We start from the raw sequence: 13,954 nt of genomic DNA on the forward strand, positions 1-13,954 counted from the left end.
CGGCAGCCAGTATTGTTCGACCCTGTACCAGTCACTGGTGATCCAGCACGAGCTGAAGTGCAGCATGAGTGCCAAGGGCAATTGCTACGACAACGCGTGCGCCGAGAGCTTCTTCCATAGCCTGAAGGTCGAGGCGATCCATGGCGAGCGTTTCGAGACCCGGGACGCCATGCGGCGGCAAGTGTTCGAGTACATCGAGATGGACTACAACCGGCAGCGCCGGCACAGTGCGATTGGGATGATCAGCCCAGAGGCCTTCGAGGCCCGAGTGATCGCTTAGATCGGTGTCCACGATTGCTGGGTAAGATCAAGTGATGATCGAGGCGGAGTGGCACGCCGTCTGGCGTGACCCGGAAGGCGTCCTGATGGACATCACGCCCCGCCCCCAGGGGATGCGGCTTAACAAAATTGCTTTTCTGGCCGATGCGGATGGCCACACCAAAGGCGAAGTCCTTGGCAACGTCCGCAAGAACCTGGCTCGGAGTGGTCGCCGTAAGATGGTGGACCGCTATATCGCCCAGGCCGAGCGGGCTGAGCAGGCGCTTTACCAGGCGGACGATCCCGAGCAAGACGCGCTCGTGAGGGAAGAGCAGCACAAACTGCTCGAGCTCCAGGAAGCTCTGCGCCTGGGCCATAAACCAGGTTGGGCCTGACGTTGCCGCTTTGTTGACCAGCGGGCGCATCGGCAGCGTGGCTGTGATGGGTTGCGGGGCGGTCATGGCAGTGACTCCCTTGTGATGTGATTTGAAAGACTGTTTTCTAAGCATGTTGTTCAAACGAGCAACTGTCAAGGGTGAAATGTGTGACATTGAGCAACATTGGCGAGCGGCTCAGAGAAGAGCGAACCCGGCTAGGCTTGTCACAGACGGCTTTTGGCGAGGTTGGAGGGGTCAAGAAATTTGCCCAATCGAACTACGAAACGGGCAAAAGGCATCCTGATGCCCTCTACCTGGAGAGCCTTGCGAAGATCGGCGTGGACATTCAGTACGTGGTCAGTGGTATTCGTTCGACCAACGATGCTGAGGGGGTTGAGCCTGCAGAGGAAGGGCTTTCACCGGTGGCCATGTACGACATCGAGGCCGCCGCCGGTGATGGCCGCTCGCTGGAGCAGGAAGAGGTCGAGACCACGCTCTACTTCCCCACTGACCAACTGGCCGCCCAGGGGCTGGACCCGGCCCAGGTGGTCGGCATCAAGGTGCGCGGCGATTCGATGGACGGCACCCTCGCCGACGGCGACTGGGTGCTGGTGGACCGCAGCCGCCGCGAGCCGAAGCCGGAAGGGGTGTTTCTGCTGCTCGTGCATGGAGAGCGGCGCATCAAGCGCGTGCAGCGGGTGGCCGGCGGCGCCTGGCTGCTGATCAGCGATAACGAGCACTACCAGCCGGAATTGATCAAGCCGCAGGATATGAAGGACGTGGAGATCCTGGGGCGGTGTGAGATTCGGATTGGTAGAGTGAGTTGAGCTAGACATTCATTTTAAGTCGTATGAATTTTATCTATGCGGGGTGTTTATTTTGAGCTCTGTTAATTCTATTAGAGTTAGAAATCTACGTAGCTTTCCGATGAAATCAGAATATATCCCTATACGTGATATTAATGTTTTTGTGGGAAAGAATAGCTCTGGGAAGAGCACATTTGCTAGGCTATTTCCTTTGTTGAGGCAGTCAATGGAGGAGAAGACAAAAGGGCCTATTTTATGGTTTGGTAACTATGTGGACTTCGGGGACTTTGATGCCGCAATAAATGCTTTAAGAAATTGTGATGAGATTTTTTTTGATTTTGATTTAAGTATTTCGAGATCGGAGGATTATATATCAGAAACTTTTGATGATGAAGATAATCTAATTGATATCGTTATTCAGAAAGAGAGATTTTCGATATCTCCGAATATTAGTATAGGTGTTTCTAATTACAACAATACCACCTCTGCAAGCTCGTTAAAGATTGAGCTTGATAATACGGTAGTTGATTTAAAGATAAAAAACAATGATGTTTATAGCTTTGTGGCTAGAAATGATAAAGTTGGGTATGAAGTTGAATTTGAAAAATCTTATCGTGTAATTGCAGGTAGTCTTATACCTCGGGTGATTTTTAAAGAAAGGAGCTCTGGGAAGCGTGTGTTTTTGTCAAGACAAATATTCCCAGAGATTGTGGAAAAGATGAAAGATTACCTAATGTCTTGGCATCATAAAACAAAGCAGCCAGATTCAGTGCTAAGTGCAATAAAGTCTATGGGGCTGATGGGTAAGGAAGAAGGTTTTTCTTATTTTAAAAAGGCCTTTTATTCTAACAGTCAGTTTCAAAAGAATGTGGAAGGGTACGAAGATGAGGTTGGCGAAGTTATTCAGATGTATAATTTGTGCTTGCATATCACAGACGTGGTGCAAGAAGCGAATTCAACTCTGAATTCTTTTTTTCTGGGTGTTAGATATTTAGGTCCGGTTCGTGCATCTGCAGAAAGATTTTATAGGTATCAAGATCTCCAAGTTGATGAGATTGACCATTTAGGCTCTAACTTGCCAATGGTCATAAATTCTTTAGATAGTAGGCAAAAGAGCTTGCTTAAAAATTGGATGGAAGAGAATTTTGGATTCTCCTTGGAGATGTCGGGCAAGGGGTCGCATTACGCATTGCTAATAAAAGAGGAGGGCGAGGGCAAGTATTTTAATATCAGTGACATGGGATTTGGCTACTCTCAAGTTTTGCCAATCGTAGTCTCTATTTGGCTAGAAAAAGAAAATATTGTTGGGAGTAGGAAGTTTAATTTTTCACTTCGGCCCTTTGATTCTCTTATTGTGATTGAGCAACCTGAACTTCACTTGCATCCATTGTTGCAGTATAAATTTGCTGCTGCAATAGCCAAGCTTTCTTCGTTGAAATCTAAAAGAAAGATCAGGTTTGTTTTTGAGACCCATAGTAATCATATTATTGAAGCTTTTGGCGATGCCATTGAACGCGAGGAAATTGAAAGCAAAAACCTAGGGATAACAATATTCAACAAAACTGATGAAGGTTTGACTGAGACAAAGTCGTCCGGTTTTGATGAGGACGGCTACTTGATTGATTGGCCGGCCGGCTTTCTTTCAGCATAGTCGGGGGCGTTATGATTGTTAGAATCCCCGATTTTCCTGACTTCTCAGAGGATGAGGAGAACAAGCTCAGAGTAATTGGGCATGCAGTTAACTCATTTGGCGAAGGGAAAAATGTACTTTGGATGCCGAAGAGTCTAGTGCGTTATTTGATACAAGAAAATTGCCTCGGGCCATATGTTCAACGAGTGTTGTCTAAACTTAATGAGTTTGTAAGGGGCGCGAAAAGCTTTCATGAAAATTTCCTCTTTCATCTCGAGGTGAGCTTTGAGGATAAGGATGCTTTAAATTGCGTGGATGGTAAAAAGATTGTAGTTGGCTATCGTAGGCTTCTTGATAGTTCATTCTGGCAAAAGTCTAGGTTTGTTGTAGAGAACACTGACGATTCAGATATTTATTATTACGGTGCAATTTTTAATCTCATTCATAAAGGGCTTTATGGTCAGCACGATATCAGGTTTGCATGCTATCATGGGGGCGGTGCTACCACGTTCGATCAGTTTGTCAGGCTCTTAAACGATGGTAATCCTGTCCTATGTGTTTTAGATAGTGATAAATCTCACCCCGAAGGTTCGATTGGTGGGACGGCCAAGAGGTTTAATGGTTATTCGAAAGGACTTAATGAGTTATACTTTCTGGAGGTTTTGAACTGTAGAGAGATAGAGAACATAATCCCCAAGGAGATAGTTTGTAAATCTATTCCTCATGAAAGACGAAGTTGCTTAGCAAGGTTTGAATATTTGGATGATAAAGGTTTCAGAGATTTTTTTGACCATAAGAAAGGCCTTAAAATTGAGGATGCGTTGAATATTGATGCACGAGTTGGTGAAAGCTATTGGACTGGTTTAGTCAGTGAGTTCGAGGGTGAAGTGTGGGTTTGTGAAGGTATAAGTGAGAATATTGCGAGACATTGCTATAATACCATGGCTGAATGCTCGCCTCACAAGTCATATAAATTATTCAATCTAGATGAAAATAAGGAGTGGAGATGGCTAAGTGAGGTGGTCGCCGCTTGGGGGGTTTGTATAAAGAGAGTTACAAGATGAACTTATTTAAATATCCCTAAAGCTCAACACTTCACCTGTCCTCCGTCAGCCGCCGGGGCCCGAGAGCAGGCGCCACCCCACATCCTGAATCTGGGCACCTGGATCACAGCGGTTCGCCATCCCAGCGATGACGCGTCGCTGGTGATGGACTAGGTGTGGTGGGGCTACCGGCCGCACGAGCCGGTGAGCGTGCGAGTGAGTCGGCCGATGAATGATGATGCGGATTTGGTTGCTTCAGTACGGCGGGAGATTACCCTTACTCTGTGCTATCTTTTACTCCTACTTCAGAGGGCGCCGATGGGATGATCAGCTTCGATTATCGGGTCACCGGTGGCGTGATCAAACGCTTTTTGGAGGCCAAGGGCATCGGCGACAATTGTCCGATGTGCCGGTCTGGCCAGATGAGTATCTCGGTTTTCGAGCCTCACGGAGATCTTTTAGGTGAAGGCCAAGCCCCTGCTGTTAGAGTGTTGCATGAGCTGGAGGATGGTTCCCGCCGTGGTTACGGTGAGTTTTTGCGGGTTTGTTTAAACTGCGGCTATATCCACTACATCCGTGACATCGAAGTATTGGCGTTCATGGAAGATGAGGGTGACAATGGTTGACAGAAACGTTCGTCACTTGAGGCCGCTGGATGGCGGCGGGGAGCCACCGGATATGGACCAGCGCTTACGGCATCTGGAGCAGGAAGTGGCGGTCGTCAAGGAGACGATGGCCACCAAGGAGTCGCTTGCACGCACCGAGGCCAACATCATCAAGTGGAATGTTGGCACCATCATCGCGGTGGCGGCTTTGGTTTTTGCCATCATCCGCTTTGCAGGGGGCTGATTCTTCCTTCCTTCTCGCCTTCTATGCGCCTCGGTCCTTACCGGGGCGTTGATGTTTCTGGCCAGCCTCAACTGCAGGGATCTCTTCCCACCGCGTGGTCCAGCGTGGGGTGCGGTGCGCGCAGCGCAGGTGCCAGGCGGTGTGGTATGCCCTGTCTCGATCGTTTAGAGGCGTGGCCGCGGAGGAGCGCTTGGCCACTCGGCAAGCTCCGTGCCGCTCTCGATGCGTTCGGTCGTTTCTCCCAACCTGTCCAAGGAGAAACGCAAGCCGCACTGCCATACGATCAGCACTCGCCAGCCCAGACGCTGCAGTTCGGCCTGCTGCCTGCGATCCCTAGCGATGTTCTTGTCGAATTTTTCTTTCCAAAAGAGCTCGTTCGTTTTCGGTGTCGAAGCGTAGAAGCAGCCGGCGTGCCTATGCCAGTAGCAACCGTGCACAAAGATGGCGAGGCGGTATTTCGGCAGCACCAGGTCCGGCGTGCCCGGTAAGTCTTTGCGGTGGAGGCGAAAGCGATAGCCACGCTTGTGCAGGTAGCGGCGCAGCGCCATTTCGGGGCCGGTGTTTTTACCGCCGACCGAGGCCATTATCCTGGAGCGAGTCTTGGTGTCGACGTGGTCGATCAATGTGGCCTCCTCGCTCGTTAGGTGGCGGTCGGCGGTAGCGATCACTCCATTCTGGCGTAGACGTCGAGATCGGTGGAGGAGATCTCGCTCGAGGGCACGAGCTTGTAGTGCTTCTCGCGAACGACCTTGATCTCGCTGTCTTCTACGGTCAGCTCGAACATAGCGATGCGATCATCTTCCATGAACTGTGCGGAGACGGCGCGGCAGATCAGGTCCGGGAACTTCTGTTCGCAGCAGCGAATGTCTTGCTCGGTCTGGGTGACCCCGTGTTTGTCTTTGCCGCCTTTGGCTTGAACGGGGACGACGTACTGCTGGCCGTTACTGTTCACTCCGACATAGATCTCGTCGATTTCGATTTGGCCCAACCCTTTGACGGTCGTTCTCAGGTGGTTCTGGAGCGAGTAGGCGGCGATACCTAGGAATACGTCGATCAACCGGTTGTAACGCACCTTGGCCAGCAGACCCTGCTCATCGCCCAGGGCGTTGGTGCCGATGATTTCCGGCGTGGCGTCGGGAATCTTGACAGTGACGAGATCGTCGCGGGGTACGATTCGGCTAAGCTTTACTTGTTTGAACCGATACCTTGCACGTCCGGCACCTTCGATGATCCACTCCAGGTCCGGTTCTGCGGTCGATGTGATCGCTTCCGGGAGCTCGTTTCTGTAGCGGAACGAATAGAAAATGTCGCCGATGTTCTTCGGCAACTCGATCTCCAGCTCAGCGGCGATGGCCTCGGCTTCATCCCTTGCGAATTCGAATTCCATGTCGCCGGGCACGTAATGGTCGTCGAATATGCGCTGGATGATAGCCGTATAGCGATTGGGCTTGCGGCCCTTCTTTTCACCCGACATCGGCTTTATCCCTTACCACCTTTTTCGGTGCGTTTTTTCGCGTTCTTTGGGCGATGGTGTCGTGCGGTACGCCGAAGTATCCGGCGGCATCGCCCATGTCCATGTAGAGAAATTCGGCTTCGTTGAGCTCGAGCTTTCTCCTCGGCTTCTTCGGCGTCGCACCCAGGGCCTGCATGATCTGGCCGGCCACCGCTCTGCCGAGCAAGGGCGGAACGCTGTTGCCGATCTGCCTGAAGCCGTGCCACTTGGTCGAGTGCAGACGGAACCAGTCCGGAAACGAGTGGAGGCGAGCCGCTTCGCGAACCGTGATCACGCGAGCCAGGCTCGGGTGAATCGGCCGCGGCGAGGTGAAGGCGCCACGAGCGCTATCGGTGCCGGCACGCAGGGTATTGCACAGTCCTTCCGGATCCAGCTTGCGAAAGCGGCTTACGGGCTCGGTTTTACCGGGTTCCGTCGAAGCGAAGCGGCTCTTCGAAAGGTCGGTGTGCTCCGTGCGTAGGCTCGACGACAGGAGGTCGGGGTCGTGGATTCGAGGGTAGCTGTAGTCGCCTGGGTCGCGCTCGAGACCTCTCAGCCGCCGTGCGTATGTCGACTCGGTAGTCCATTCGGTACGCACGGCATCGGTCGTCTTCAGCTCTTCGAAAGTGTTGGCATCGGGCAGATCGCCGATGGCATCCCAGACGGTAGCGCCCTCCTTCAGCGGTTCCGGGTATGCCGGTGCGGGTAGCCCTTTCCGCGCTCCAATCAGGAACAGGCGTTGACGGGATTGGGGAACGCCGTAATCCGCTGCGTTCAGCACCCGATAAGGCATGACGACGTCGTAACCGGCAGCGTCCAGCGCCGATATCATTTCATCGAGGAATTTGCGGTGCTTTCCCAGCGTCAGCCCTTTGACGTTCTCGAAGACGCAGTATTTCGGCTCGAGCTCCTCGACCAGTCGAACGTAGTGCGATGCCAGCCGATTGCGAGGATCGTCGAGAACCCGTTTACCAATCAAGGAGAAGCCCTGGCAGGGTGCACCGCCGAACACCACATCGACCTCTCGGCCGCCGATTCCGGCTCGCTGTCTGATTTCGTCGCCGGTCACGTCGACGACACTGGAGCAGATCGCCTTCGAGTGGGGGAAGTTGTACTCGTGGGTTGCGCAGTGAATGGGGTCGATCTCGATCGCAGCGGCTACGTCGAAGCCGGCTTGCTCGAAGCCGAGGGACATGCCACCTGCGCCGGCGAAAAGATCGATTCCGATAGGTCTTTGTTTCGTAGACTTTTTTTCTGTCATCTGGGTGCCATCGGTGCTGTTGGTGAACCCGTACCCACGGCGGCCTACTATACCGTTTGTGATCGACGATTTCCCGGTCGTGAGCTTTTCTCTAATACTGTTGTTATATACAGTATTACAGAATCGTCGGTCATGCCAAGCGGTCATTGGGCTAGCTGGCCGTGGCCTAGATTGCGAGAAGAAGAAGCGAGGCAGGGCAATGCGCGTGATCTACCTGGGCCCGCTGGTGGCGGGCATGAAGCATCCGGCGCTGGCCGGGTATGACCTTTCGCAGTTCGCGCCGAGTTGCTACTTGGTGGAAGTGGGGGAAGACGCCGGGGTGTGCGGCCCGGTGATCGAGGGCGATTTGCTGGTAGTGGATGAAGCCCGCCCGGCCCAGCATGCCGACCTGGTGGTGGTCGAGCGCGAGGGCGAGCAGCGGTTGTTCAAGGGGCACCGGATCGGTGGGCGGATCCGGTTGATACCCACCGTCGGGCCGCGGGAGTCGGTCTGGGCCCGGCAGTCGGATCTGCGGGGCGTGGTGGTCAGCCAGGCGAGGCGGTATGCGTGGTGATGTCAGTTTTGGCTTACATGAGCCGGTGAAGATTGATGATGGAGCGGGCGCGTGCCAGGGGCAATCATGAGGGTGTGTCGCCGAGGAAGCGCGAGCCGTAACGGCCGCCATGGATGAAGGCACGCGGCACAGGTAATCGGCCCCTCACCAGGGATGGTGAGGGGCTTTCGCTGTCGGCCCAGGGTTTACTTTCCCTTCTTTCCTTTCGGACCGCACCCACCTTTGCTGGTCGTCTGCTTGTAGGTGGTTTTCGGGTTGCTCTTGACGGTGCTTTCCTTAACGAACCGTCCGGTGACAGCGCTCTTGTTGACCGAGCCCATGGTACACCTCTGATTCCATATATAGATCGCTATTACCCTATAGCTACAATATATAGTGTATTTTGGTCTGTAGGACAAGTGTCAATCAGCATCGGGTCGACTAGCCAGCTCCATCTGCAGCGAGCTGGTCAGCGCGCTGTCGCTGAGCTCGTGGCCGATCTCGGTGATCAGCCATGCCGTGGCGTCTATCTCGCGCTTCCAGCCGGCCAGCGTTACCGGTGTTTCGGGGTTGAGCTCGGGGCGGCCTTCGGCGAGGTCCAGGGTGAAGGCGGCGCCGCCGCGCTGCAGGCGCTGCCATTCGCTCTCTGCGGCGGCCAGGGCGTCGGCTTCGGTGGCGTAGGTGGGGCGCAGGCGTTTGGGTTCGCCGGCGCTGCCGGCGATGACCTCGCGCGGTTCGGCGGCATCGGGGTCGTGCCATTCGGCCACCACGCCGGTGTAGGCGTCGCGGTCGGTCACGCTGTAGCGGTGGCGGTCGCCGGCCTGGCGGGTGAGGCGGATGGGTGGGATCTCGGTGCCGCCGGCGGTGGTGCCAGTGCCTTCGGGAATGAACAGCAGCCGGCCGGCCTTCACGGTGGCGATGGCGTCGTAGCGTTCGGCCAGCCGCGTCAGGAAGTGCAAGTCGCTCTCTTCGGTCTGGTCGATGTGCTCGAGGTAGATGCCCTGGAGGTGCTGGCCGGTCTTGGGCTCCAGGTCGTGCCGTTCGGCGATGGTGGCGATGATGTCGCCCAGGGCGATGTCGTCCCAGCTCTGGGTGCGCTTGCCGGGCAGCCCCTGGCGCATGTCGGCGGATCTCGCGCGGATCGTTAGCACGTCCGGGGCGCCCGAGTGCTCCACTTCGTCGACGATGTAGGTGCCGCGGTCGACCAGCGGCTCGCCCTTCCAGCCCATGGCCAGGTGCAGCTCGGCGCCGCGGGGCGGTAGGGCGAGGCGGCCGTCGTGGTCTTCCAGGGTGAGGTCGAGCTGGTCGGCCTCGAGGCCGCGGCGATCGGTCAGGCGCAGGCGCTGCAGGCGCGCGCCGAGCTGGGGGCTGATGCGCTGGCCGGCCAGGGTCAGGCGGTAATCCGGGGTGCGGGCAGGGCGGCCCGGCTCGCTGAATAGGCTCATGCCAGGGCTCCATTGAGAGCGGGCACCAGGGCGCGCATGGCAGCAGTGCTGGCAAGGTGGCTGGCGTCGTCTTCGTCGATGCGCTCCAGGGTGAGATCGAACTCGATCTGCTGGGCGGCGCCGTCGCGCATGAAATTGCTTTTGCGCTCGTTGAGCGAGGCGATGACGTAGAGGCCGTAGTAGGTGCCCGTGCCTTCGATCAGCGGCCAGGCGGCACCTTGGTTGGCCATCTCGCGCAGCTGGTCGAGGCTCTGCTGCCCACCGGTGAATTGCGGCAGCAGGGTGCCGTTCAAGGTGATGCTCTCTTCGCCGATACCCAGAAACTGTCTGGCTGGACGTCGGCCGACTCGGCCCTGTGCCTGGTGCCGCCAGGCGGTCTGCCTTTGCAGTTCCTGGTAGGCGGCGGTGGAGAGTCCGAAGACGAACATTCCGAATGTCATCATCATCAGGGATTAATCCACATGAAAAATGTTGGTTTGAACATCGGTTTTGGCTTTACTCTTCTTACTGTGGTGGTCGCAGTTTTTTCTGTCTTCACTCTTGATGATAGAAGGGGGATATTCATGGTCGTAAGAAGTGCTGATATCCAAGGTTTTATGCTGCTTGTTGGTGTTGTTATAGGGCTTTCAAAAGCGAGGTCGCCTTATCTTGGTGGTGCGCTGATATCAGGTATTGTTGCCTCTGTTATGCAATTCTTTGTTTCTGGTGCTCCTTTGCCAGTTGATATGAGTGAGCTTGGTAAATTTCATGAATTTATCCTGACTTTTCTCTCGATTATCTTCTATGGAACTGCTGCGCTGACTGCTTTTTTTTGCATTAAAGGCTACAACGATATCCGTGAGTAAATGGACTAATCAGTATCATATAGAGCACTTCTTCTGCGGGCGGCGGCATCCCGCTCGGCCTCGGCCAGGGCGCGCTGCACTTCGGCGGCGACGTAGCGGGCCAGAGCCTGCTCGTCCATGCCCGGTGAGGGGTGAACGTTGATGTCGCCGATGGTGATATTCACGTCACCGCCGCCGGCGGCCTGTAGCGGCGGGCGGTTGTCGATCGGTACGTCCGCCGCGGCAGGCAGGGTGGCGGCGCCGATGGCCAGGCCGGCGCCGGCACGCTTGAGGCGGTTGCCGAACTCGCCGATCTGGCGCAGGGGGCCGGCCTCGCGGCGCTGCAGGCCCTGCCGGTAGCCGTCCATGGTGTGGCCGCCCAGCTCGGCGAACACGCGCGAGGGGCTGTTGATGCCGAGCTTGTCCTTGAACCAGTTCGTGACCGCGTCGGCGGTACCGCCGATGGCGTCTTTCAGCGCGTTCCACTTCTCGTCGATGCCGTTGACGAGCCCCTCGAGCAGGTTGCCGCCGAAGTCTTCGAAGACCTTGGAGGGCGAGGCGATGCCGAGCTTTTCCTTGAACCAGCCGGTGACGCCGCTGGCCATGCTGCCGATCTTGTCCTTGAGCGCTTGCCACTTGGCATCGATGCCGCCGATCAGGCCGTCGACGATGAAGGTGCCCAGCGAGGTGAAGCCCTTGGGGATCTCCACACCGAGCAGCTCGAGGGCGGTGCGGATGCCGCGCCACAGCAGGCCCAGCGGCGACCAGTCGAGCAGCAGGCGGGTGATGCCGCCGATGCCCTCGTCGAAGGCGGCCTCGATCGCTGCCCAGGCCTGGCTGGGCCAGGTCTTCATGTCGTCCCACAGGGCGGCGAACTTGGGGCCGATGGTTTCCCAGTTCTGCCAGAGGTAGAGGGCGCCGGCGGCGACCAGGGAGATCAGCGCCAGGATGGGGTGGCCCATGGCCAGCCGGCCGAGCCAGACCAGCGCTTGCCCCACGGCGGGAATGGCCTTCTTGGCCAGGCTGAGCAGCTTGCCGCCGGTGCCGCCGCCCATGATGCCGATCATGCTCAGGCCGTAGCGCACCATGGCGATGGGCCCGAGGATCGAGGCGAGCGAGAGGGTGAGCGCGCCGCCCACGGCGACCAGCGCGGCGATGCCGGCGGCGGCGGTGGCCAGCTGGGCGGTGAGCTCGGGATTTTCCTTCATCCAGTCGCCCACGGCGCGGGTGATGGCGGTGACGTTCTGGATCAGCTCGCGCAGCGGGCCTTCGTTGGTGTCGGTGAGGGTGATGCCCACTTCCTGCCAGGCGCTGTTGAGCGCCTTGAGATCACCGCCGATGTTGTCGGCCATGGTACGGGCCATGCGGGCGTTCTCGCCGTAATTCTCGCCCAGGGCCTGGACGATCTCGTCGAGCTGCCCCTCGCCCATGGCGTCGACCAGTTCGGCCATGCCGGAGCCGGCCTCGGCCCCGAAGATGTCCTGCAGGATGGCCTTGCGCTCGACGTTGCCGAGCTCGGCGGTGGCGGTGTTGATGTCGCGCAGGATCTCGGGCAGGGCGCGCATGTTGCCCTGGGCGTCGGCGATCTCCAGGCCGATGGATTCGATGGCGGCGGCCCCCTTGTCGGCGGGGTTGGTGAGCCGGTTCATCATGGCGCGCAGGGTGGTGCCGGCCTGGCTGCCCTGAATGCCGATGTTGCCGAGCAGGCCGGCCATCGAGGCGGCTTGCTCCATGGTGAGCTCGAGATCTTCGGCGCCGCCCAGGTACTTCATGGTGTCGCCGAGCTTTTGGAGATCCACGTTGGCGCGGCTGGCGGTGCCGGAGAGGATGTCGGCGACGCGCCCCATGGCGCCTTCCTGCTCGAGGTCGATCTTGAAGGCACCGGCGATGTTGGAGGCGATGTCGGCCGTTTGGCCGAGCTCGGTGTTGTTGGCGATGGCCAGGTCTAGCACGTCGCGCATCGAGCGGCGAATGGCCTCGGCGCTCATGCCGGCGCGCAGCAGGAATTCCTGCCCGGCGCCCACCTCGGTGGCGCTGAAGGCGGTGGAGGCGCCCAGATCGCGGGATTGCGCCTTGAGCGCCTGGAAGTGTTCGTCGTCGGCGTTGAAGCGGCCCACGGCCTGCACGGCGCTCATCTGCTCGCCGTAGGCGACGCCGGGGGCGAGCATTCGCGCGCCGGCGTAGAGGGCGGTGCTGCCGGTGGCCATGCCGGCGGCACCGGCGCCGGCCATTCTCGCGGCGCGGCCGGTGTCGCGGTGGTAGCGGCGGGCGGCGTCCGCGGCCCGGCGTTGCTTTTGTGCCGTTTTGCGTAGCTGGCGTTGCTGGGCCTCGAGCTGGCCGTTGGCCTCGCGGATGCGCCGGGTGAGCTCGCGCTGCTGGTCGCTGTAGCGGCCGGTGACGCCGTCCACCTGGGTCATGCCGCGGCGCAGGTCGTGCAGCTTGCGCTGTTCCTGCTGGTACCGGTCCTTGAGCTGCCGGGCCTGGCGGATGGCGCGTTCGCGCTGGCGGGCGAGGGAGGCGGTGTCGCCCTCGGCGTTTTGCATCTGGCGCGAGAGGGCGCGGATCTTGCCCTGCTGTTCGCCCAGGGCGCGGGAGGTCTTGTCGGACTGTTCCTTGAGCTGACGGAAGCCGCGCAGGTCGCGCTGGGCGCGCTCCAGGGTCTTGAGCTGCTCGCGGCTGGCCTTGAGGGCTTCGGCCGTTCGGCTGCTGCCCTGGGAGATCTGCTTGAGCGGCCGGGTGGCCCGGTCCACGGCATCCAGGATGACTTGGAGCTTGAGGTCGCGGGCCATCGGCGGTCCTTGTCAGCAAGGGTGAGGTTAGCGAGCGGGCTTGGGTGGCTCGGCGCGGCGGCGGGCGCGTTCGCGCCAGTCCATGAGTTCCTCGAGGGGCATGGCGTCCATGTCCGCCGGGGTCCAGTGGAACACCATGGCGAGATCCGCCATGGCGTCGTCGACGCGCTCCGGCAGGCTTACTCGCTGCCCTCCCGCGCCTTCCTGGGCAGCAAAAAACCGGCCACCACGCCGCCGCACTGGACGAGGTCGGCGGGGTCCATGTCGCCGATCTCGGCCTTGCTCAGGCTGGGCTGGGTGATGCGCGGCAGCACGGTGGTGAGGGCGGTGACGTCCATCTGCAGCACGTCGGTGAGGGCCACGCCGCGCAGCGCGCCGGACTTGGGCTTGCGGATGGTGAGTTCGGTGACGGTTTGGCTGCCGCGCTGAATCGGCACGTCGAGCTCGACGGTTTCGGTCAGCGGCTGGGGCAGCTCGGCGGTTTGTTTGTCGGTCATGGGTGTGGCTCCGGTGGTGGTGTGTCATTGGTTCAGCAGCAGATCCCAGGGGATATTGCCGATGAGGTAGCCAAGGGCGACGGTGAATGCGATGGACCAGAGGGCGTAAAAGCGCCCGGGAGAGAGGCCTTCGGTCATGGCTCGCAGCTCC

18 protein-coding genes are annotated in these 13,954 nt (G+C 58.3%); 9 read left to right on the plus strand and 9 right to left on the minus strand.

Annotated features, from left to right (window positions below):
* The 7 genes from BLP96_RS18505 to BLP96_RS20180 all read left to right on the plus strand — a co-directional run.
* A partial coding sequence (locus BLP96_RS18505; RefSeq protein WP_143005141.1) for an IS3 family transposase occupies positions 1-280 on the plus strand: 280 nt, incomplete at its 5' end.
* A gap of 34 nt (positions 281-314) precedes the next feature.
* On the plus strand, positions 315-653 hold the full coding sequence (locus BLP96_RS18510; protein ID WP_089689022.1) for a hypothetical protein: 339 nt from the start codon (positions 315-317) through the stop codon (positions 651-653).
* Positions 654-802: 149 nt separating this feature from the next.
* On the plus strand, positions 803-1,462 hold the full coding sequence (locus BLP96_RS18515; RefSeq protein ID WP_143005142.1) for an XRE family transcriptional regulator: 660 nt from the start codon (positions 803-805) through the stop codon (positions 1,460-1,462).
* 43 nt (positions 1,463-1,505) lie between these two features.
* Positions 1,506-3,092: an AAA family ATPase gene (locus BLP96_RS18520; RefSeq protein ID WP_281182952.1), complete on the plus strand. Its 1,587-nt coding sequence runs from the start codon at positions 1,506-1,508 to the stop codon at positions 3,090-3,092.
* 11 nt (positions 3,093-3,103) lie between these two features.
* Positions 3,104-4,135 carry a hypothetical protein gene (locus tag BLP96_RS19970; RefSeq protein ID WP_143005143.1) on the plus strand — a complete coding sequence of 344 codons (1,032 nt, stop codon included), beginning with the start codon at positions 3,104-3,106 and terminating at the stop codon, positions 4,133-4,135.
* Between the two features lie 302 nt (positions 4,136-4,437).
* The gene (locus BLP96_RS18525; RefSeq protein WP_089689025.1) at positions 4,438-4,740 is read left to right on the plus strand and encodes a hypothetical protein; all 303 of its coding nucleotides are present in this window, start codon (positions 4,438-4,440) and stop codon (positions 4,738-4,740) included.
* Between the two features lie 52 nt (positions 4,741-4,792).
* The gene (locus BLP96_RS20180) at positions 4,793-4,963 is read left to right on the plus strand and encodes a hypothetical protein (protein WP_176761572.1); all 171 of its coding nucleotides are present in this window, start codon (positions 4,793-4,795) and stop codon (positions 4,961-4,963) included.
* A gap of 21 nt (positions 4,964-4,984) precedes the next feature.
* Here BLP96_RS20180 and BLP96_RS20605 read toward each other — a convergent pair whose 3' ends face one another.
* Genes BLP96_RS20605 through BLP96_RS18545 form a run of 4 tightly spaced genes read right to left on the minus strand, consistent with a single transcriptional unit; the run spans position 4,985 to position 7,863 of the window.
* Positions 4,985-5,242 carry a DUF4113 domain-containing protein gene (locus tag BLP96_RS20605; protein ID WP_089689026.1) on the minus strand — a complete coding sequence of 86 codons (258 nt, stop codon included), beginning with the start codon at positions 5,240-5,242 and terminating at the stop codon, positions 4,985-4,987.
* Positions 5,128-5,586 carry a very short patch repair endonuclease gene (locus BLP96_RS18535; protein WP_176761573.1) on the minus strand — a complete coding sequence of 153 codons (459 nt, stop codon included), beginning with the start codon at positions 5,584-5,586 and terminating at the stop codon, positions 5,128-5,130. Before BLP96_RS18535 ends, BLP96_RS20605 begins: the two co-directional genes overlap by 115 nt.
* Before the next feature lie 41 nt (positions 5,587-5,627).
* On the minus strand, positions 5,628-6,437 hold the full coding sequence (locus BLP96_RS18540; RefSeq protein WP_089689027.1) for an endonuclease: 810 nt from the start codon (positions 6,435-6,437) through the stop codon (positions 5,628-5,630).
* Positions 6,427-7,863 carry a DNA cytosine methyltransferase gene (locus tag BLP96_RS18545; protein WP_218118634.1) on the minus strand — a complete coding sequence of 479 codons (1,437 nt, stop codon included), beginning with the start codon at positions 7,861-7,863 and terminating at the stop codon, positions 6,427-6,429. Before BLP96_RS18545 ends, BLP96_RS18540 begins: the two co-directional genes overlap by 11 nt.
* Positions 7,864-7,915: 52 nt before the next feature.
* On the opposite strand from BLP96_RS18545, the gene BLP96_RS18550 reads away from it, so the two are divergent.
* Positions 7,916-8,269 (plus strand): S24/S26 family peptidase, encoded by a 354-nt coding sequence (locus tag BLP96_RS18550; protein WP_089689029.1) that lies wholly within the window; start codon positions 7,916-7,918, stop codon positions 8,267-8,269.
* A gap of 401 nt (positions 8,270-8,670) precedes the next feature.
* Here BLP96_RS18550 and BLP96_RS18555 read toward each other — a convergent pair whose 3' ends face one another.
* Both BLP96_RS18555 and BLP96_RS18560 read right to left on the minus strand, forming a co-directional pair.
* Positions 8,671-9,693: a contractile injection system protein, VgrG/Pvc8 family gene (locus tag BLP96_RS18555; protein WP_089689030.1), complete on the minus strand. Its 1,023-nt coding sequence runs from the start codon at positions 9,691-9,693 to the stop codon at positions 8,671-8,673.
* On the minus strand, positions 9,690-10,139 hold the full coding sequence (locus BLP96_RS18560) for a phage tail protein (protein ID WP_089689031.1): 450 nt from the start codon (positions 10,137-10,139) through the stop codon (positions 9,690-9,692). Before BLP96_RS18560 ends, BLP96_RS18555 begins: the two co-directional genes overlap by 4 nt.
* A gap of 15 nt (positions 10,140-10,154) precedes the next feature.
* Here BLP96_RS18560 and BLP96_RS19980 point away from each other — a divergent pair, with 15 nt between their 5' ends.
* Entirely contained in the window at positions 10,155-10,538 is a 384-nt protein-coding gene (locus BLP96_RS19980) for a hypothetical protein (RefSeq protein WP_143005144.1), read from the plus strand.
* Positions 10,539-10,543: 5 nt separating this feature from the next.
* Here the strand turns inward: BLP96_RS19980 and BLP96_RS18565 are convergent, their stop codons facing one another.
* Genes BLP96_RS18565 through BLP96_RS18575 form a run of 3 tightly spaced genes read right to left on the minus strand, consistent with a single transcriptional unit; the run spans position 10,544 to position 13,803 of the window.
* The gene (locus tag BLP96_RS18565; RefSeq protein ID WP_089689032.1) at positions 10,544-13,306 is read right to left on the minus strand and encodes a phage tail tape measure protein; all 2,763 of its coding nucleotides are present in this window, start codon (positions 13,304-13,306) and stop codon (positions 10,544-10,546) included.
* 27 nt (positions 13,307-13,333) lie between these two features.
* Positions 13,334-13,459 carry a GpE family phage tail protein gene (locus BLP96_RS18570; RefSeq protein WP_089689033.1) on the minus strand — a complete coding sequence of 42 codons (126 nt, stop codon included), beginning with the start codon at positions 13,457-13,459 and terminating at the stop codon, positions 13,334-13,336.
* Between the two features lie 26 nt (positions 13,460-13,485).
* Complete coding sequence (locus BLP96_RS18575) at positions 13,486-13,803, minus strand: phage tail assembly protein (protein WP_089689034.1); 318 nt, start codon at positions 13,801-13,803, stop codon at positions 13,486-13,488.
* Positions 13,804-13,954 lie beyond the last annotated feature (151 nt).

The sequence above is a fragment of the Billgrantia gudaonensis genome (genome assembly GCF_900100195.1).
Lineage (GTDB): Bacteria > Pseudomonadota > Gammaproteobacteria > Pseudomonadales > Halomonadaceae > Halomonas > Halomonas gudaonensis.